Source organism: Arthrobacter sp. StoSoilB22 (genome assembly GCF_019977315.1).
Taxonomy (GTDB): domain Bacteria; phylum Actinomycetota; class Actinomycetes; order Actinomycetales; family Micrococcaceae; genus Arthrobacter.
Map to the genome: position 1 here is coordinate 21,513 of NZ_AP024652.1, position 18,284 is coordinate 39,796.

15 protein-coding genes and 1 tRNA gene are annotated in these 18,284 nt (G+C 62.5%); 4 read left to right on the top strand and 12 right to left on the bottom strand.

Annotation, left to right across the window (positions count from 1 at the left end; all coding sequences use genetic code 11):
- Positions 1 to 145: 145 nt before the first annotated feature.
- The 3 genes from LDN70_RS00120 to LDN70_RS00130 are packed head-to-tail and all read left to right on the top strand — an operon-like array spanning position 146 to position 1,785.
- On the top strand, positions 146 to 973 hold the full coding sequence (locus LDN70_RS00120) for a class E sortase (RefSeq protein WP_166842626.1): 828 nt from the start codon (positions 146 to 148) through the stop codon (positions 971 to 973).
- A gap of 3 nt (positions 974 to 976) precedes the next feature.
- Complete coding sequence (locus LDN70_RS00125) at positions 977 to 1,147, top strand: hypothetical protein (protein ID WP_011772805.1); 171 nt, start codon at positions 977 to 979, stop codon at positions 1,145 to 1,147.
- Positions 1,144 to 1,785, top strand: a complete 642-nt coding sequence (locus tag LDN70_RS00130) for an aminodeoxychorismate/anthranilate synthase component II (RefSeq protein ID WP_105691191.1) — start codon at positions 1,144 to 1,146, stop codon at positions 1,783 to 1,785. Before LDN70_RS00125 ends, LDN70_RS00130 begins: the two co-directional genes overlap by 4 nt.
- 10 nt (positions 1,786 to 1,795) lie before the next feature.
- On the opposite strand, the gene pknB is transcribed toward LDN70_RS00130, so the two are convergent.
- From pknB to LDN70_RS00165, 7 genes are read right to left on the bottom strand one after another with little or no spacing between them, the layout of a single operon-like run.
- The gene (pknB, locus tag LDN70_RS00135; protein ID WP_223941336.1) at positions 1,796 to 3,703 is read right to left on the bottom strand and encodes a Stk1 family PASTA domain-containing Ser/Thr kinase; all 1,908 of its coding nucleotides are present in this window, start codon (positions 3,701 to 3,703) and stop codon (positions 1,796 to 1,798) included.
- 10 nt (positions 3,704 to 3,713) lie between these two features.
- A complete protein-coding gene (locus LDN70_RS00140) occupies positions 3,714 to 5,555 on the bottom strand; it encodes a protein kinase domain-containing protein (RefSeq protein WP_223941337.1) in 1,842 nt (613 codons plus the stop codon).
- Positions 5,552 to 7,009 carry a penicillin-binding transpeptidase domain-containing protein gene (locus LDN70_RS00145; protein ID WP_142937277.1) on the bottom strand — a complete coding sequence of 486 codons (1,458 nt, stop codon included), beginning with the start codon at positions 7,007 to 7,009 and terminating at the stop codon, positions 5,552 to 5,554. Before LDN70_RS00145 ends, LDN70_RS00140 begins: the two co-directional genes overlap by 4 nt.
- Complete coding sequence (locus LDN70_RS00150) at positions 7,006 to 8,433, bottom strand: FtsW/RodA/SpoVE family cell cycle protein (RefSeq protein ID WP_142937276.1); 1,428 nt, start codon at positions 8,431 to 8,433, stop codon at positions 7,006 to 7,008. Before LDN70_RS00150 ends, LDN70_RS00145 begins: the two co-directional genes overlap by 4 nt.
- Entirely contained in the window at positions 8,430 to 10,145 is a 1,716-nt protein-coding gene (locus LDN70_RS00155) for a PP2C family protein-serine/threonine phosphatase (RefSeq protein WP_223941338.1), read from the bottom strand. The genes LDN70_RS00150 and LDN70_RS00155 overlap by 4 nt, the downstream gene beginning before the upstream one ends.
- 3 nt (positions 10,146 to 10,148) lie before the next feature.
- The gene (locus LDN70_RS00160; protein ID WP_024818875.1) at positions 10,149 to 10,628 is read right to left on the bottom strand and encodes an FHA domain-containing protein FhaB/FipA; all 480 of its coding nucleotides are present in this window, start codon (positions 10,626 to 10,628) and stop codon (positions 10,149 to 10,151) included.
- Positions 10,629 to 10,633: 5 nt separating this feature from the next.
- Positions 10,634 to 11,383, bottom strand: a complete 750-nt coding sequence (locus LDN70_RS00165; RefSeq protein ID WP_142937274.1) for an FHA domain-containing protein — start codon at positions 11,381 to 11,383, stop codon at positions 10,634 to 10,636.
- 375 nt (positions 11,384 to 11,758) lie between these two features.
- Between LDN70_RS00165 and LDN70_RS00170 the strand changes: the two genes are divergently transcribed.
- Positions 11,759 to 11,841, top strand: a tRNA-Leu gene (locus LDN70_RS00170).
- A 61-nt stretch (positions 11,842 to 11,902) separates the two neighbouring features.
- Here the strand turns inward: LDN70_RS00170 and LDN70_RS00175 are convergent.
- Genes LDN70_RS00175 through LDN70_RS00195 form a run of 5 tightly spaced genes read right to left on the bottom strand, consistent with a single transcriptional unit; the run spans position 11,903 to position 18,275 of the window.
- Positions 11,903 to 13,102: an aminotransferase-like domain-containing protein gene (locus tag LDN70_RS00175; protein WP_223941339.1), complete on the bottom strand. Its 1,200-nt coding sequence runs from the start codon at positions 13,100 to 13,102 to the stop codon at positions 11,903 to 11,905.
- A complete protein-coding gene (locus LDN70_RS00180) occupies positions 13,099 to 14,820 on the bottom strand; it encodes a dipeptide ABC transporter ATP-binding protein (RefSeq protein ID WP_223941340.1) in 1,722 nt (573 codons plus the stop codon). The genes LDN70_RS00175 and LDN70_RS00180 overlap by 4 nt, the downstream gene beginning before the upstream one ends.
- A 1-nt stretch (position 14,821) precedes the next feature.
- Complete coding sequence (locus LDN70_RS00185) at positions 14,822 to 15,676, bottom strand: ABC transporter permease (RefSeq protein ID WP_223941341.1); 855 nt, start codon at positions 15,674 to 15,676, stop codon at positions 14,822 to 14,824.
- Positions 15,673 to 16,626 (bottom strand): ABC transporter permease, encoded by a 954-nt coding sequence (locus LDN70_RS00190; protein ID WP_223941342.1) that lies wholly within the window; start codon positions 16,624 to 16,626, stop codon positions 15,673 to 15,675. The genes LDN70_RS00185 and LDN70_RS00190 overlap by 4 nt, the downstream gene beginning before the upstream one ends.
- Positions 16,623 to 18,275: an ABC transporter substrate-binding protein gene (locus tag LDN70_RS00195; RefSeq protein ID WP_223941343.1), complete on the bottom strand. Its 1,653-nt coding sequence runs from the start codon at positions 18,273 to 18,275 to the stop codon at positions 16,623 to 16,625. The genes LDN70_RS00190 and LDN70_RS00195 overlap by 4 nt, the downstream gene beginning before the upstream one ends.
- Positions 18,276 to 18,284: the final 9 nt, after the last annotated feature.

Below are 18,284 nucleotides of genomic sequence, written 5' to 3' on the forward strand. Positions count from 1 at the left end.
TGTTCGGTTTAATACCCGTTTCCGCCAGCCTTGATATCCTGCAGGAAGGAAAATTCCAGCGGTTAACGGCCACACGGCGTTCCGGGTTGGTTCTAGCTGTCAAGTCTAGCCGCAACCGGGGGTCCGCCTGTGCCGCCCGCGCCCTATGCAAGGAGACCTTGTGGCGCATCAGCAGCAGACGGCGGCCTCCGCCATGCCGTCCGCCAGCCAAGGGCACGAACTGCGCCCACGCAAGCGACTCCGGGCCTCTGACGTTGTCCGCAAGATCAGTCAGATTCTGGGTGAACTGCTGATTACGGCAGGCATAGTGCTGCTCCTTTTTGTGGGCTGGGAACTATGGTGGACCAACGTGGAAGCTGACGCCAAGCAGACAGAAGCGGTCAAGAGCTTTGCTCAGGAATTCTCCGGCCCCATAACCCCTGCGGCGCCTGCCGCCCCCGTGGATTATGGACCTCCGGTGGTTACACCGGCGCCCGCCTACGCGGGAATGATCGGAATCATGTACATCCCCCGTTTCGGCCCGGATTACACACGCCCCATCATCGAAGGCACCGGCTCGGACGTTCTGGACACCTTGGGATTGGGCCACTACGGAAGCACCAGCATGCCTGGCGCGCCGGGCAACTTTGCGGTAGCTGGCCACCGTCAAACCCACGGTGCAGTCCTGGACAACATCCACACATTGGTTCCCGGAGACAAGATCTACATCCAGACGGCAGACGGCTACTACACCTACGTTTTCCGCAACAACCAGATCGTCCTCCCGGACCGTACGGACGTCCTGATGCCCGTTCCCACCGAAGCGGGAGTCCAGCCCACGGAAAGTATCCTGACCATGACCAGTTGCAACCCGAGGTTTGGTGCACAGGAACGCATCATCGCTTACTCGATGCTGGATAGTTGGCAACCTGCCTCAGCCGGTCCGCCGTCGGAAATCGCCGCCCAAGTAGCGCGGGCACACGGAAAGGGGTAACCAATGTACGCGTGGATCTTCCGCAATCTGCCGGGACCCTTGTGGGTGCGGATCCTGACATCCTTGGTACTGGTGGGCGTAGCCCTGGTACTGATGGTGGAGTTCCTCTTCCCGTGGTTCTCCCAATTCACCACTTTGACCGACTCAACGATTGGTTCAGTGCAGCAGCCATGAGCACAACAAAAATCCTTGTAGTGGATAACTACGACAGCTTCGTTTACACCTTGGTGGGGTACCTCCAGGAACTCGGTGCCGAAACAACGGTGGTCCGCAACGACGACGTGACGCTGGCAGAGGCCATAGAGCTGGCAGCAAGCCGCGACGGCGTCCTGGTCTCCCCCGGCCCGGGTACGCCAGCCGAAGCAGGAGTCTGCATAGAGCTCATCAAGTGGTGTGGCGAGGCCGCCAAGCCCATGTTCGGTGTCTGCCTGGGACATCAAGCCCTGGCCGAGGCCTACGGCGGAGTGGTGACACACGCACCGGAACTCATGCACGGCAAGACCTCACCCGTCCAGCACGAAGGCAAGAGTGTCTTTGCTGGTCTCCCGTCGCCCGTGACGGCAACCCGCTACCACTCCTTGGCGGCGGTTCGGGACTCCATCCCGGACGTTTTGGAAATCACCGCCGAGACAACCAACGGAGTGGTGATGGGTCTGCAGCACAAGACCGCTCCCCTCTGCGGCGTCCAGTTCCACCCGGAATCGGTGCTCACCGAAGGCGGGTATCAGATGCTGGGTAACTGGTTGGAGTCCCTGGGCATGACCGGTGCGGCCGAACGAGCCTCGAAACTGAGCCCACTCATCAAGCAGTAGGTGAGGTTCCTTACTTTTTGGTGGGCTTAGGCGTCGGGGTCGGCTTCTCAGTCTCCGTGGGAGTCGGCGTGGGAGTAGGTGTGGGTGGTGGAGCCGGGGCCTTCGCCACCGTGACAGTGACAACCTTGCCCTGAGCCACCTCGGTGTTGAAGGCATCGCTTTGAGCCGTGACTGTCCCAGCTGCAACCTGCGAGTTTTCCTGTTCCACAACTGCGATGTTGAGCCCGTTGGCCTTCAGCGCGGCTTCCGCTTCGGCCAACGGCAAGGCGATCAGCTGCGGCATGAGGACCTTGCCGGTGGATACCTGCAGCTCCACTTTGCTTTCCACGGCGATCGCGCCGCCCGGTGCGGGAGCCGTGCCGAGCACTACGCCCGCGGGGACAGTTGGGCTGTGGGTCAAGGCGGTCACTACTTCGCCTGTGATGCCGAGCCGCCGCAAAGCTTCGCGTGCGTCCGGTTCAGTGCGCCCCACGATGTCCGCCGGGATGATCACTGAGCTGGGGCCATTGGATATCTTCAGGATGACTTCAGCATCCTGTTCCAACAAGGCACCGGCTATCGGTGATGTCCCAATGGTCATGTCCTTGGCCACGGTGTCGTTTGGCTCGCGAACTGATTTGGGCTTCAGTTTGGCTGAGTACAGTTCCTGGATGGCCTGTGATTCAGACATGTTTGTTACCACCGGCACGGCTATTTTCGCGGGGGGCGGCGGCTGCATGTTCATGAGGCTGTAGAGCCAGAAACCGCCGCCAGCCAGTACCAGGATTGTGAAGATCACCAACGTGGCAACCCAGGCACGACGCCGGGACTTCTGGGCCGCCGGCAGCTCACGTTCCGGAGGGAGGCCCAAGGGAAGTGGTTCTTCCTGGGGCGGATCAAGAGGCTCATCTTTGAACTGGTTGGCATCGAGGAAGCCCACGGCCGTGGCACTCAAAAGCTCTGTTGCCGGGTCTTCAGGATCAACGAGGTCGTTGGGGTCCGTGGGAGCCTCGCTGGCTGCCACAGCGGGCACGGGGATGCCATTGCTTGCCGCACGCAGGGCGCGGCGGAAGGCTGCCGCGTCCTGGAACCGATCCGTGCGGCTCTTCTGCAGCGCCTTTACCAGGACGGAATCCAGTGCCTCGGAAACTTCGGGATTATGGGCGCTGGGCAGGTCCGGGATTTCACGGACGTGCTGGTAGGCCACCGATACTGGGCTATCGCCGATGAACGGAGGCCTGCTGGTCAGCAGTTCGAAGAGCAGGCAACCGGCAGAGTAGAGGTCACTGCGTGCATCCACCGTTTCACCACGGGCCTGCTCCGGCGAAAGGTACTGGGCGGTGCCCACCACGGCCTGCGTTTGGGTCATTGTGGCGGCAGAATCGGCCATGGCGCGCGCGATGCCAAAGTCCATGACTTTTACATCGCCGGTGTCGGCACAGACCATCACATTGGCAGGCTTGATGTCGCGATGGACGATGCCTGCGCGGTGGCTGTATTCGAGAGCGCCGAGGACACCCAGGGTAAAACCGACGGAATCCTCAACGCCAAGCTCGTTGGCCTTGATCATGTCGCGCAGCGTGCGTCCGGCCACGTACTCCATGACGATGTACGGGACACGCACGTCTTCCCCCGGGCCTCCAGGAACCGAGTATTCCCCGGTATCGAAGATGGCCACAATGGACGGGTGGTTCAACGCGGCGACAGCCTGGGCCTCGCGTTTGAAACGGGCCTGGAACTGGGGGTCCCGGGCAAGGTCGGCGCGTAGCACCTTGACGGCGATGGTGCGTCCCAGCAGTGTGTCTGTTCCCCGGTAAACGTCGGCCATGCCGCCACGACCGATCAACTCGCCAAGTTCATAGCGGGAATTGAGGATGCGCTGGGAAGACACGGGCGTGTTCTCCTCTCGGTGCGCAGGACCTGGACGTGGCGTTGACATGGCGGCTTACTTAGTTCCTGGGGCTGGCGGAGCCGCTGGGAGTGGAAGTGGGAGTTTCAGGCTCGGTGGGCACCAGAGCCTTGGACAGGTAGTAAGTGACCGTTGAGCCCGCTGCCACCTGGGTGCCGGCCGCAGGTGAGGAACGCACGAACGTTCCCGGCTGCTGGCCGATGGCACCGTTGACGGGTTCTCCTGCCACCCACTGCAGTCCGGCTCCTTCAATGGCTTGCCGGACCCGGGCTTCGTCAACTCCCGGCGCGATGGCAGGTACGGCCACCAATTCCGGGCCCTTGGAGTAGGTCACGGTGATGGTTTGTCCCGGGTCAACAGGACCGGTGGGGTTGAGGCTAATAACGATTCCAACGGGGGCGGTGTCGTCGAAGACTTCCTGACCGTTCACTCCAAGACCCAAGGCGCGAAGTTGTCCGCTCACCGTCTCGAAAGGTTGGCCCTGGTACTGCTCAGGAATGACGTTGATTTTCTGGGGAACCGACTGCGTGGGCTGGGGTGCCTCAGTGGTCTCCGAGGGCCTCGGCGTCGGGGTGGCCGACGTAGAGGTAGGGCTGGCGCTCCGGCTGGTGCTGGTGGTGGTGGACTCGCTGGGCGCGGGGCTCGGCGAGAAGAATCCCGACTGGGAGATCAGGAAACCAACCAAAGCAAACAGGACCAGAAGGATCAGGGCCACCAGAGGCCATGTCCACGGGCTGCGCTTCTTGCGCTCCGGCTCAGCGTCATCGAAGTTCTCGTCGTCGGTGTAGACCACTTCTTCGTCGTCGGTGAGCTGACGCTCTGCCTCCAAGGCGTTCGCCCGCGTCAGGGGGTTGTCAGATGCGGCTGCGGCTCCCAAAGCAGCTCCTGCAGCGCCGGCGCCCAGCACCGGAAGTGCGGAGGTCGCCGTCGTCGACTGCTCCTTGCCGTAAGGCGAGGTGACGACGCCGGTGGGTGCCGTTGCGGTGTCCACCGGTGCCGTGATGGGCCCGGTAGTGGATTCGAACAACAGCATGCCGGGTACGTCGGCGTGCGCCGTGGCGATGTCACCGTTGCGGATGGCTTCAGCGGCTTCGGCCAGCTTGATGGCGTTGGCCGGGCGGTTCTTGGGATCCTTGGCCAGCATGGACATCAGGAGGGCGCGCACGGGCGTGGGCAGCGTCTCCGGAAGGGGCGGCGGTGCGTCGTTTACCTGGGCGAGGGCAATGGCAATCTGCGATTCACCGGAGAACGGTCGGTGGCCTGTAAGGCACTCATAGCCGATGACACCGAGCGAATAGATGTCCGAGGATCCCGTTGCCGTCTGTCCGGTTGCCTGTTCCGGAGCCAGATACTGGGCGGTGCCCATGACCTGGCCGGTCTGCGTGAGCGGCACCTGATCTGCCAATCGGGCAATGCCGAAGTCGGTGACCTTGACCCGGTTGTCCGGCGTGATGAGCAGGTTGCCCGGCTTGATGTCACGGTGGACCAGACCCTGCGCGTGCGCAACTGCCAGGGCGCGTGCTGTCTGGGAAATGATGGAGAGCGTCATGTCCGGAGACAGGACCTGTTCGCGCTCAAGGATGCCACTCAGCGGGTGTCCGGGCACAAGCTCCATGACCAGGTAGGCCGAACCGGCTTCCTCGCCGTAGTCAAAGACATTGGCGATGCCCACGTGGTTGAGCAGCGCGGTGTGTCGTGCCTCGGCACGGAAGCGCTGGAGGAAGCCGGGGTCACCCGTGTATTCCTCCTTAAGCACCTTGATGGCAACGATCCGGCCCAGGATCTGGTCCTTGGCCTTCCAGACCTCGCCCATGCCGCCAATCGCAATACGACTGGTCAGCTGGAACCTGCCGCCGAGTGTGATTCCTGAAGTAGGCCTCACTTATTCAACACCGCCTCAAAAATCTTCTTTGCGTTCGGACTGGTTAGCTGGGCCCCGGTTAGCACGTCCACACTCTCCATGACAATGGTGACGGCTACTTGCGGGTCGTTTGCCGGGGCGAACCCGGTAAACCATGAGTTATTCAAACCTGAATCGCCGAGCTCGGCGGTACCTGTCTTGCCGGCCACCTTGACGCCCGGAACGGCTGCACCCTTGGCAATGCCATTGTCTACGGCACTGGTCATCCACTCAGTGATCTGGCTGGCGATTGGCTGCGTAGTGCTGGTCCGCAGTTTTTCAGGTTTGGGTTCGTTGATGACCCGAAGATCAGGCGCACGGATGGCCTCAACCAGGTTGGGCTTCATCTGCACCCCACCGTTGGCAATGGCCGCCGTCATCATGTTGATCTGCAGCGGCGTGGCCTTCACATCGCGCTGACCCACAGACGACTGTGCCAACTGGGCCTGGTCCAGGTCCTCCGGGAAGACGCTGATGGCTTGCTGCAGCTTGAGCTGGTCACCGAAATCCTGGCCGAAGCCGAACTTCTGCGCCTGTTCCCTGATGGCGTCCTGGCCAAGGTCAAGTGCAATGCTCGCAAACGGGGTGTTGCACGACTGCTCCAGGGCAAAGGCGAAGGACGCTGTCTCACGGACGTTGCAGTTGCCGCCGGCATAGTTGGGCAGGCTGGCACTGCTGCCGGGCAAGGGAAGGCTGCTGGGATTCGGGAGTTCGCTGTCCTTGTTGTACTTACCGGAATTCAGTGCCGCAGCAGTATCAATGAGCTTGAAGACCGAGCCGGGCGAAAGCAGGTTACCTGTAGGACCGCTGACGTTCTGGTTCAGGTTGATACCCGGAATCTGGTTCAGCTGTGCATAATTTGCTTCCGCTGTGGTCCGGTCATGGGTGGCAATCAGGTTGGGATCATAGGTCGGCTTGGAAGCCATGGCCAAAATGGCGCCGGTCTTGGGGTTGGTGACCACAATGGAGCCCCGCTGGCCTTCAGGAATCAGATCCATGGCCAACTGCTGCAGGGCAGGATCCAAGGTCAACTCCACAGATGCTCCTTTTGGCTCTTTACCGAGGAACATCTGGCTCATGCGATCCAGGAACAGCTGATCAGAGTTGCCCGCCAAGGTTTCCCCCATGGACTGTTCCAAGCCGGTGGAACCAAAGAATTTGGAGAAGTATCCGGTGATGCCGGCATACAGCTGTGGCTGGTTGTACTGGCGCTGGAAGGCGCAGGACTCCGTTCCGGGAACCGACTCAACCACCGGTTTTCCACCCACAATGATGGAGCCGCGCTCGTTGCAGAAGGATGCCAAAACAGCGCGCTGGTTCCAGGGGTTGGCGTTGAGGTCGTCAGCACCAATCACCTGGACGTAGCTAATGGCGCCGAAGATCAACGCGAACATGGCGACGGCAGCCATCCAGCTGCTGCGAATAGCCTGGTTCATTGTTGCTTCACCGCCTCTGTTGGTGCGCTGGGTGTCTGTCCTGTAGCCGGTTTGCGGCTGTCCGGCGTGCTGCTTGCGGGCGGTTTGTTAACCATGGGGGTGGTGTCCACCGGGCCGCGGGCCGTGTTGGAGATCATGAGCAGCAGGCCAACGATGATCCAGTTGGCCAGAAGCGAAGAGCCGCCGGCTGCGAGGAACGGAGTGGTGAGGCCGGTCAAGGGAATGAGCCGGGTGACGCCGCCAATCACTACGAAGCATTGCAGGGCAATGGCAAAGGACAAGCCGCAGGCGAGGAGCTTTCCAAAAGCGTCCCGGGTGCCCAAAGCTGCGCGGAAACCGCGGGTGAAGAGCAACATGTACAGCATCACCACGGCGAAGAGGCCTATCAAGCCGAGCTCTTCACCAATGAGGGCCACAATCATGTCGCTGTTGGCGAACGGGACCAGATCCGGCCGGCCCTGGCCAAGACCAGTGCCCACCAGGCCGCCGTCGGCCATGCCGAACAAGCCCTCCACGATCTGGCCGCTACCGCCGGGTGACCTGCCGAAGACCTCCGGTGTGAAGGCATTGATCCAGCTATCGATGCGGAAAGCGACGTGGGAGAAGATCTGGGAAGCAATGAAGCCTCCGCCCAGAATCAGCAGCAGGCCGATGACCACCCAGGAGATACGGCTGGTGGCCACGTAAATCATCACAATGAACAGGCCGAAGAAGAGGATGGAAGATCCGAGGTCGCGCTGGAAGACGAGGACGCCGATGCTCACCAGCCAGGCGGTGATCATGGGGCCAAGGTCCTTGAACCGGGGGAACTGCATAGGGCCGATCTTCCGGCCCGCCAGCAGAATGAGGTCCCGGTTGGAGGACAGATACCCTGCGAAGAATATGGCCAGGGTGATCTTGGCGATTTCACCGGGCTGGAACGTCATGGGCCCAACGCGGATCCAGACCCGAGCGCCAAGGATTTCACCCGCGGAGATGCCGGGGATCAAAGGAAGGACCAGGAGGAACGCACTGACCGCCAGGGAGATGTACGTGAACCGGCGCAGGATCCGGTGGTCTTTGAGGAACCAGATCACGGCTATGGAGACCGCCATGGCAATAAGGGTCCACCGGAGCTGGTTGTTGCCCGTATCGTCCCCGGGACCGTCCATCCGGTGGATCAACGCCAGGCCGAGGCCATTGAGCGCAACCACGATGGGAAGTATTACCGGGTCTGCATACTTCGCGCGCAGCCTGAGGACGACGTGGAATGCGAAAGCAGCCACGGCCAAAAGGCTGGACTGGAACCAGAAGTCGCTATCGAGTCCGACTTCCGAGTTGATACTCACCAAGGCACTGGCGCCGATGCCCACGGCAAGGGCCAGGACGATGAGCACCAGCTCAACGTTCCGGCGGGGTTTGGGGGCTATCTCAGTCTGCATCATTTGGCCGCCTCACAGGGAGTCGGGACGGGCGAAGGAGTGGGGCTGGCGACGGCGGCCGTGCTGGGAATGGGCACAGTGGCCGTAGGTGCTGGCGTAGGGGTTGCCGATCCCGACGCGGTGCCCGCGGCCGTGGGCGCGGGGCTGGGGCAGTTCGCAGAGGCGCTGCCGGTGTTCCGCAGGTTCTCCACGATGTCCTGCGCACCGTCGAGGTCGCCCGCCGGTACTGTCTGGCGTACGCTCTGTTGGCCGTATTCCGGCAATGAATCCACCCTGATATCGGTTACGGCTTCAAGCCGGGAAAGTTGAATGGGGCCGAGCCGCTGCGAGATTCCGTTGAAGATGGCGACCCGCTGATCGTATTCGCCCACGTAGTAGCGCGTTTGGGTCCAGGCATAGCCAAGCCAGAGGCCCACCACCACACCCAGGACAACCACCGCTGCAACCGCAGGCATCAACCAGCGCACGCGGCGTCGCGGCGGCTCTTCCACCTCAACGCGGTCCTGTTCAGCCTTGTGTGTCAGGACAGTAGCTGCCCTCCGTGCCACAGTGCGGCCGGCCACCGTGGGAATGGAGCCCGTTTCGGCGGCGGTTGCAGCTGCACCAACAAGCTCATGAGGCCGACTGGCCAATTCCTCGCGCAGCACTTCCGCCGACAAATGCTCGCCGAGGTGCGGGTCGGTGGTGGCAGGAGGTTCAGTGGACTCGCCGGTTGAAGTGTCGTCAGCCGCGTCTTGTTTGTTGTCAGGATTGCCCGCACTAAACGACGATCCAGCGCCTGCCTGCTGCTCGGCTTTGGGCTTCGACTCGGTTTTGCTGTCTTCTACAGCTTTGTCCGCAGCCACATCATCGGCGGACTTGGTGGCCGTCACCGCGTCAGGCTCGTCAACCGCGGCAAGCGCCGCTGCCGGAACGACGTCGACGGCGGCCGTGTTGACGTCGTCGTCGGTCTCCTCCGCAATCTCCAACATCACCACGGTGACGTTGTCCGGGGCGCCGGCTTCAAGGGTCAGGTCAACAAGGATCTCAGCACATTCGCGTAGGTCCTTGGTTTCACGGACCATGCGCTCCACCACGTGGCCGGCAACGTAATTGAGTCCGTCGGAGCAGAGCAGCCAGCGTTCGCCAGGTTCCACATCCAGGACATCCAGGTCCAGCTCGGGGCTGGCATCGACGTCGCCGAGGACTCGCATCAAGACGTTCTTGTGCGGATGCGTTTCGGCTTCCTCCGGGCGCAGCCGGCCCTCGTCAATGAGCCGCTGCACGAACGTGTGGTCAATGCTGACCTGTTCAAACTTCTTGTTGCGCAGCCTGTAGGCGCGGGAATCGCCAATGTGGGCGAAGTGGAGCTTGCGGCCCTCCAAAAGCAGGGCTGTCACGGTGGTGCCCATCCCCGAAAGCTTGGGATTTTGGTGCACGAGCTCGGAAAGAAGGGAATTGGCGGTCTGGATCTCGTCGGCCAGGACGGTGTCCGCACCCTCCGGATAGTCGTCATGATCAAGGTGGATCATGTCCAGAACCGTTGAAGCGGAAGCGACATCGCCGCCGGCGTGACCGCCCATGCCGTCGGCCACCACGGCAAGATGGCGACCCACATATGCGGAGTCGTCATTCTTGGAGCGGATCCGTCCGACGTCGGAACGAGCGGCGTAGCGCATGATGAGCGGGCGCTCCGCAGGCTTTTCCTGGCCTTTGGGGGTCTCGGGGGAGGCCATGGACTACGGCCTCAATTCAATGACCGTCTTGCCGATTCTCACGGGGACGCCAAGCTCAACAGGCAATGCGCGGGTGAGCTGCTGATCGGCCAGGTAGGTGCCGTTGGTGGAGCCCAGGTCCTCGATGAACCAGCGGCTACCCTGCGGGAACAGGCGTGCATGCCGGCCGGAAGCGTAGTCGTCCTCCAGGACAAGCGTGGCTTCCTGCGCGCGGCCCAGCAGAATGGGGCTGGCCGCCAGGGGGACCGTGGTGCCTTTGAGGGGACCCTCAGTAACTACAAGTGTTCGCGCATGCTGGATTGCCGGCGGCGGCGAAGCCGCTAGTTCAGGATGCTTGCGGACTTCCCGTGCCGTGGGAACGCCGGTGACAGCCTTGCGGCCTATCTGGAAGTCGCGGCGCATGGTGGTGACGATGCTGAAAATCAGGACCCAGAGTAGGAGGAGGAATCCGAAGCGAAGCGCTGTGATGGTCAGTTCGCTGATGTCGTTCACGCGTGACCGCCCGGGGTTTGGGGGAGGAGGCGGAAAATGATCTTGGTACGTCCCATCGTGATGGTTGAGCCGTCTGTAAGCTCCACGCTGCCGTTCACTTTATGTCCATTAACGTAGCTGCCGTTGGTGGAGCCGAGATCAACGGCCCACGTGGTGCCATTTTCCGTGCGGACCTCAAGGTGCTTCCGTGAAACACCTGTGTCATCCACCAGGATGTCGGCTTCGGAGGAGCGACCAAGCACCACGGACAGGGCGTTGAGCGAATACCGCTGACCGCCGATGTCCAGTACAGGCTGCATGCGCGTGGGCTGCCGCACCGGAGCGGCGGGGACGTTGGCCCTGGGGGACGGCGCCGGTGCTGATCCGTCGTTTGACTGCTTCTCTGTTCGCGAAGCGATCTCGAAGTGACCGGCACGTTCCTCGTCGTTGCGTCGGAACGAAATGCGCACGGCGCCTTGGAGCGTGTAGCCCTGGCTACGGACGTGCTGGATGACGACGTCGCACAATTCCTCGGCCAATGGTGTTCCCCATTCCTGGGCCCGGGCAAAGTCCTCGTCACTCAACAGGACATCAAAGACATTTGGAGCCAGCGTCCGCCCGGCAGCGATGGTGATGGACTTATTGTCCAACTCGCGCCTCAGCTTGCTTGCAATCTCCACTGGCTCAACACGTGCCCGCGACCCCGTGGAGAAGACGTTGCGGACAGCCTTTTCAATGCCGCGCTCGACTTTATCCAGCAAACCCATGGTCCTTCTCCTTTCCTTGCCGCGGCACCCGTTGTGCCTGGTCCGATAGTCCGTCCATTGATCCGTCCGCACACACAGCGAAGTACGCGCCTGACGGCCCTTCCACTTCCCGATACTACTGGGACTGACTGGGAATGGCCTTAATCCACAACGCCTTGCGACCCGGAAAAGTTCGTTTCCGGCCCATGGTAGCGCGGGAGGGGAGGGCTGAAATTCTCACCTGGTTAAGCCATTGTTGGGGGACTCCTGGCCTCTTCGGGGACGCCTCCTACCTTTCGATTGGTGTTTTGCGGCGACTGTCCGTTATGCTTGATCTCGCTGCTTTTGAAGGAAACGAAGCTGGGAGACCAGCGGAAGTCCGGAAAAAGAAGTTGCGCGCGAGTGGCGGAACGGCAGACGCGCTGGCTTCAGGTGCCAGTATCCGAAAGGGTGTGGGGGTTCAAATCCCCCCTCGCGCACGCAAGTGAAAGAGCCCCGGTCTTAGGACCGGGGCTCTTTTGTTTTCCAGTTGGGTGAGGCCTATGGAACTTGCCGCTTCAGCGCACGTCCCAGGCGCGCAGCCGCTTCCTCCAGCTTTGACGCCGCAACGTCGCCGTACGCCAGGCGCAGGTGCCGGTCAGCGTCCGTTCCGGGCCCTGAGGGGAAGAACGAACCCCGCTGGTACTCCACCCCTTCTGCGCTGGCATCAGCGGCCAGTTGCTCAGGGTCCACGGAGTTGTCTGCCAGTTTGGGCCAGAGGAACAGTCCGCCGTCCGGGAGAACAGTCTCAAAAGCTCCAGGAGCTTCCCGGTGCAGGGCGGCAACCAGCGTTTCAGCGCGGTTCCGGTACAGGGCGCGGGCCCGGTTCAGGGTTGCGTCGAAAATTCCAGGGTCGGACGTGACCAGTTCCCCGATGATGGCCTGGACCAGCGTGGAGCTGTGGGAATCCTGGCGGCTGCGCAATGCCACCAGATCACGCGCCAAGCGCTCCGGAGCCACGGTCCATCCAAGGCGCAACCCCGGCCCCAGTGTCTTGGTGAAGGTGTTGATGTGGAGGACGTGGTCCGAGTTATTGAACTCCTCCACAGTCTCTTGCTCGCCCGTAAAGCGAAGCTCACGGTACGGGTTGTCCGCCAGGACCACGAATCCGTAGTGTTCGGCCAGCCGCACGAGTTCTTTCCGGGCCTCTCCGGACAGCGTGCCTTGGGAGGGGTTGTGGAAGTCAGGCACTGTATATAGGGCGGATGGTCGGGCACCGCCCCTGAGCTGGTCCGAGAGCTGATCGACGTCCAGACCCTGCGGACCCACAAATACGGGCAGAGTCCGTGCGTCAGAGAGCTGGAGCCCGCGGAGGAACAGCGGGAAGATCGGGTTGTCCACGGCCACCAGGTCGCCGCGTTCCACTACGGACTGGATTGCCAAGGAGAGTCCATGGAACCCGCCGTTGGTGATGAGGATCCGGTCAACAGAGACGCCTTCGCGTTCTGCGATCCACTCCCGCAGCGGCGAAATACCCTCTGTCCGTGAGTATTGGAGCGCAGGGACGCCGGGCTTGGACAGCACACGTGTTGTGGCGGCGGCCAGTTCCTCCGTGGGGAGGACGCTGGGATCCGGAATGCCACCAAGAAGCTCGATCGCATCTGCCCGCCGATCACGCAGCGTCTGGTCCCCAAAGCCTTTGGGGGCGGTAAAGGCCTCGATGAGCGCGGGCCGACGGGTGGATATCAGGTTCACGGTCATGCTGTTGCCTTCGCTAGTTGTTGGTCGGCTGCCGGCTCTGAGGCCACGGCTGCCAGGGGAATCGCTTCAAGGAGGGCGCGGGTATAGGGGTGTTGTGGTCTGTGGAAGATCTCCTCCACAGGTCCGTCCTCCACCACTTGGCCGCGACGCAGGACGGAGAGGGTGTCGGCCACCTGCCTCACCAGTGCGAGGTCGTGCGAAACGAAGAGATACGTCAGCCCCAATTCACGTTGCAGTTTGGACAGCAGCTCGAGGATTCCCGCTTGGACGCTCACGTCCAGTGCGGAGGTGGGTTCATCCAAAACCACGACGTCGGGCCTCACCACCAGCGCCCGGGCGATCGCCACCCGTTGGCGCTGGCCGCCGGACAGGTGCGCAGGCCGCCTCGAGGCCACATCGGATGGAAGGCCCACGGCTTCCAAAGCCTCGCGAACCCGCTGGGCACGCTCTGCCTTGGTGCCCACGCCGAACTCATCCAGTGGTTCGCGGACAATCCTGCCCACCCGCCATGTGGGGTCGAGGGACGTAAACGGGTTCTGGTAGACCAACTGGAGATGGCGGCGGATCTCGCGGACGTCGGACCTGGAACGGCCCGACGTCGATTGGCCGGCTACCGTAATCTCCCCAGCGTCCGGCTGTTCAAGACCCAGCAGCAGCCGGACCGCAGTGGTTTTGCCGGACCCGGACTCGCCGACGAGCGCGTGCGTTCGGCCACGTTCCACGGAGAAGGACACCCCGTCGCAGGCGAGGACGTCCTTTCCGCCGGCGGAGAAGCGCTTGGTCACCCCTTGAACATCGATCTGGGGTCCCGCTGTCGGTGAAGCAACAGCCTGAGTGCGGGAGCCGCCGTCGTGCGCTTCCTCAAGGTGGTTCGCTTCCGTAAGGGTGATGCGCTGGTTGCGGTACCGGTCCGGGTGGAGCGCCGGGACGTCGGCCTGAAGGCTCCGCGCGTAATCGGTGGTAGGCGAAGCGAACACTTCCAGGGACGGTCCACTTTCCTGCACTGAGCCGTCCTTCAGCACCACCAGGGAATCGGCGCGCTCGGCGGCGATCGCGAGGTCATGCGTGATGAGGAGCAGGCTGATGTCCAGCTCGCGGCGGAGCTCGGTCAGCATGTCCAGGATGAGCTTCTGAACCGTTACGTCCAAAGCGGAAGTTGGTTCATCAGCCACGATCAGCGCCGGACGAGGCAACACCGTGAGCGCGATCAGCACGCGCTGAAGCATGCCGCCGGAGAGCTGGTGCGGGTAGGAATCGTAAACCCGGGCAGGGTCCGGGAGGCCTACTTGCTCCAGCACGTCCAGGATTTTTGCGCGGCGGACCGTTGGGTCTGTTTCGCCGAGCAGCGCGGCGGCCTCGTGGGCCTGCGCGCCGATGGTCCGCACGGGGTTCAAAGCCGATGCAGGGTCCTGGGGGATGAAGCCCAGTTCCCGGCCGCGGAGGGGACGGAAGTGCTTCTCGGGCAGCGCCAGGACATCCTGTCCGTTGAGCGCTACACGCCCCGTGGCCGTCGCTTCTCCGTGGGGAAGCAACCGGAGGATGGCCTTGGCGATAGTGGACTTGCCCGATCCCGACTCTCCGATGAGCGCCAGGCTCTCGCCTTTGGCCACCGAAAAGGAGACGTCATGGACCACGGCGGTGGGACCGTAGGCGATGGACAAACCGTGCACTGTTAATAGGTCTGCGGACACGTTGCGGTCCTTGGTGTTCAGGGTCATGTCATTTCGCCTTTCGCAGCCAGCGGCTGATGCGGTTGACGGATAAAACGGTGACCACGATGACCAGCGCCGGCGCGTAGACGAGCCATGGAGCGGTTACGTAGGTTTTGCCCGAGGCCACTAGGAGACCCCAGTCGGAGGCCGGGGGCGGATCGCCGTAACCCAGGAAGGCCAGTGAGGCAATGATCAGGATGGACGTGCCGAACTGGAGCACCGCCAGTACCAGCACGGACCTGTAGGCGTTGGGGAGGATATGGCCGAGCAACGCGTGCAGCCGGTTCCCGCCTTCCAGATAGGACGCCTCCACGTACGTGGCGCTGCGGACGCGCATCACTTCCGCGCGCATCAGCCGGGCAAAGACCGCGACGGCGGACACTCCGGTGGCGATGGCGGCGTTGATGGTTTGGAAACCCAGCGAACTGACGATGACCACGGCCAGCAGGAACCCGGGGATGGCGAGGAGAACGTCAACGAACCGGCCCAGAATGGAGTCCAGCCAGCCGCCACGGAATCCACTGGCGAGCCCGATGATGCTGCCCACCACCAATCCGATGAGCACCGCCACCAAAGCGCTGGTGACGGAGGACGCCGTGCCGTAGACGACGCGTGCGTACTGGTCGCGTCCGAGGTAGTCCGTGCCGAACCAGTGCGCGGCGCTCGGTGCCGCCAGTTTGCTCGCGGTATCGCCCGTGACCGGGCTGAAGGATGTGAAGAAGCCCGGGACGAGTGACCACAGGATGACCAGCAGGACCACGGCGAAAGACAGGATTACGGTGACTGGAGGCAGTCCCGCATTGAGCTTTTTGGATGCTGTTCCAACATTGCGTAGTTGGGTGTAGCCAAGCGTGGCAGTCATGCGCCCACCTTTTCCCGGAGTTTGACGCGTGGATCCAACAGCGGCGAGGCAAGATCCGCCACGAGGTTCACGGCCACGAAGACCACGGCTGAGAGGGACACCACGGCTTGGAGCACGGGTTGGTCTTCTCCCGTCACCGCCTTCTGGACAACGGTGCCGATGCCGTCACGGCCGAAGATGGTCTCGGTGATGACGGAGCCGCCCAGAAGCTCACCCACAATGAGCGCCACCATGGCCACGGAAGGGAGGGCGGACGGCTTCACCAGGTGTTTGGCGAAGAGCCTGGCCTCGGTCAGCCCGCGTGAACGGGCCACCACGGCGTATTCCTGCCGGGATTCGTGGTCCAAACTCGCTATCAACACCTCGGCCAGTGGAGCGGAGACCGGAATGGCCAGGGTGATCGCGGCGAACAACGTCGCCACCGGGCTGTTGGGATCTGTGGTGGTGAAGGAATGGAGCCGGAAGGCAAAGAACTCGATCAGCACCAGGCCGATCACGAAGTTGGGGACCGACAGGAAGAACGACGGAATGGAACGGACGGTAGCCGCCCACTTGCCCGGCAAATACTGGGCGCCGTACGCGATGACCACCGCGAAAACTATGGCGATGAGCAGCGCGCTGGTGGCAAGAGTGAGCGTGGAAGGCAGCGCATCTCCCACGATCTGGGACACGGGAAGATTGGACTGCAGCGAGAAGCCCAACTCTCCCGTCAGGAACCGTCCCAGCGAGAGCAGCAGCTGCACGATCACCGGCTGATCCAGGCCGTAGAACGCCACGATGCGCTGGATGTCTTCTTCGCTCAGGCCGTGCTGTGGGTCCCGGAGCGTGTTGGTGATGGCGTCACCGGGGAGGACGCTGATCACCAGGAACGTGAGGACATACGCCAGAAGAACGACGACGACCGCCTGACCCGCGCGGGTCAACGCAAAGCGCTTGTAATCGCTGGTCACTGCGAGATCCACGCGGTGTAGAAGTTGGCGTAGGCCAGGCCGTTGTACTGGACATCCTTGATCTTCGGGCTGATCAGGTAAAGGCGCTGGACGAGTTGGTTAAGAGGGATAAAGTAGCCCTGCTCCAGGACGTACTGCTGGAGCTCGTCGGCGACCTTCTCGCGGGATGCCCGGTCCGAAGCCGTGGCGATCGCAGTGGAGAGGTCGTTGAGCTTCTGGTCGCTGGTACCCAGTCCGAACCAGTCCTCGCCCTTGTTCTGGCTGGTCAGGACTCCGGCGACCGTTCCGACGTCGACGAAGCTGCGTGAGGTTTGGAACAGCGGCGGTTTGCTGGCCTGCACGGCCGCGTAGCCGGCCACGTCCACCACCTTGAGGTTGATCTTAATACCCACCTTCTTGAGTTGCTGGGCAATGAGCTCGTCCTCGGCCTTGGTGGACGGTACATAGGGATTAGGCGTGAGGGTAAATTCGAGGGTTTTGCCGTCTTTGGTGCGGTACTCGTCAGAACCCTTGGTCCAGCCGGCGTCCTCCAGAAGCTTGTTGGCCTTTTCTGCGTCGAACTCAAAGGAGTCGCTAAACTCGCCTGCCTCCGGGACGTTGCCCTGGATAAACGTGGTGGCCGCGTTCCAGTCGCTGGTGTAGACCGTATTGCGGATCTCTTCGCGATCGATGCCGTGCTGGATAGCCTTGCGAACAGCGGGATCGTTGGTGGGGAAGGCCTGCGTGTTGACCTGGAATCCGTCCACGAAACCCAGGTAGCGCGGCGTCCCCACCGTGAAGCCCTGTGCCTTGAGCGATTCGATTTCCTGGGGCTCAACGTTGAAGGCAACATCGGCCTGGCCGGAGACCACCGTGGAGGTCCGGACCGAGGTGTCCTTAATGACCTTGTACGTGATGGTGTCCAGTCGCGCCGGACCGGTGTGGCCGAGCGCTGCGGGACCCCAGTTGTAATCCTTGCGCTTCTCCAGGACGTAGGTGTCGCCCTGCTTCCAGGACTTGACCACGAACGGTCCGCTGCCGATTTCCTGGCTGAGGTCGGCCTGGGCTTCCACCGGCAGAGCCAGGGTCTTCGGGGAGAGCAGGATGCAGCCGTGGTACGCCAGAGTGGCGATGAAGCCCAGCGCGGGAGAGGAGAAGGACACCTTCACGGTTTCCGCATCCGAGGCCTCTGCTGACACGAAGTTGCTGGACGGGAAGAGGCCCACCTTGCTGACGCCACGCGTGGAATCGCCCTTGGCCCAGGCGTTGAGGTTGGCCACCACCGCCGCTGCATCCAGCGGCGTTCCGTCAGAGAAGGTCACGCCCTTCTTCAGGTGGATCACGAAGTCCTTGGCGCCGTTGAGTTCTTCCCAGCTCTCAGCAACCCACGGGCTCAACACGCCCTTTTCATTGACGTACACCAGCTTGTCAGTGATCTGGCCCCAGAGGTTGCCCTCGTAGCTGGAGATGGACGTCTTGCTGGAGACCCACCCGGTGTCGTAGCCCTGGATGAGGAAGGTGATGTTGCCGCCGTCCACCGGAGTGGTGGAGCCGGCGCCAGTGCTGGCCGTCGTCCCTCCGCAAGCTGTGACGAGGGCAGCGGTTGAGAGGGCGCCGAGGCCTGCGAAGAAGGCCCGCCTGCGGAATTCGGGGGTTTTGAAGGTGTTCATGGGTGCTCC